Source organism: Allostella sp., assembly GCF_041913585.1.
Lineage (GTDB): Bacteria > Pseudomonadota > Alphaproteobacteria > ATCC43930 > Allostellaceae > Allostella.
Genome location: NZ_JAYSFE010000182.1, coordinates 5,322 through 6,528, shown reverse-complemented (window position 1 = coordinate 6,528; position 1,207 = coordinate 5,322). Strand labels below are relative to the sequence as shown.

Here is a 1,207-nt window from a genome sequence, read left to right as displayed (position 1 = left end):
CCCTTGCCCTTGAGGACGTTGGCGGCGCGCAGCGGCCAGTGCGGATCGGCAAGCAGCACCCGGCCGAGGAAGACGAGGTCGGCGCGGCCGTTGGCGACGATGTCCTCGGCATGCTCGGGCGCGCTGATGAGGCCGACCGCGCCGGTTGCGATCCCGGCCTCGCGCCGGATCGCCTCGGCGAAGGGCACCTGGTAGCCGGGGTGGACCGGAATCCGCTGCCGCGGATCGAGCCCGCCCGAGGTGCAGTCGACGAGATCGACCTTGCCCGTCGCCTTCAGCCAGCGCGCCACCTCGATCGTGTCTGCCAGCGTCAGGCCGCCGTCGATCCAGTCGACGCAGGACAGGCGGACGAAGAGCGGCTGGTCGTCCGGCCATTCGCAGCGGATGGCGTCGACCACCTCGAGCAGCAGGCGGGCGCGCCGCCGGAGATCGCCGCCATAGCCGTCGTTGCGCCGGTTGGAGAGCGGCGAGAGGAAGCTGTGGACGAGATAGCCGTGCGCCGCGTGGTACTCGACGACGCGGAACCCGGCCCGCCGGGCCCGCGCCGTCGTCGCCGCGATCTCGGCGAGAAAGGTGGCGATGGCGCCGTCGTCCATCGGGATCGGGGCGGCATAGCCGTCGGCATAGGGCTCGGCGGTGGGGCCGATCAGATCCCAGGCCCCCTCGTCCGCCGCCAGCGGGGTCGTTCCCTCCCACGGGCGATGCACCGAGGCCTTGCGCCCGGCATGGGCGATCTGGATCGCCGGCACCGCCCCCTGGTCGGCGACGAAGGCGGCGATCTTCGCCATCTCCGCCTCCTGCGCGTCGTTCCACAGGCCGATGCAGTGCTTGGTCACCCGCCCGCGCGGCTCGGACGGCGTCGCCTCGGTGAAGACGATGCCGGCGCCGCCCTGGGCGCGGGCGCCGAGATGGACGAGATGCCAGGCGTCCGGCATCGCATCGGTCGCGCAATACTGGCACATCGGCGACACCGCGATGCGGTTGCGCGCCGTGACGCCGCGGAACGTGACCGGGCGGAAGAGATGCGGGTCGCGCTCGCGGCCCAGAATCCGGCGCGCGTTCTCGCCGGTGAAACGCTGGTCGCCGACCCGCGCGCCTGCCTCGCCGATGGTGCTCATGAAGCCACGTCCCCCGTCCGACCGTCGTTCGCCGACAGTCTAGACGGGGGGCGTGGCCCGGTCGATCAGTGCCGGTCGATCAGTGCCGG

1 protein-coding gene is annotated in these 1,207 nt (G+C 72.6%); it reads right to left on the bottom strand.

Annotated elements, in window-relative coordinates:
* Positions 1-1,118 (bottom strand): NADH:flavin oxidoreductase/NADH oxidase (locus ACE3Q3_RS22110; RefSeq protein WP_374449634.1); only part of this gene is annotated, 1,118 nt, incomplete at its 3' end.
* Positions 1,119-1,207 lie beyond the last annotated feature (89 nt).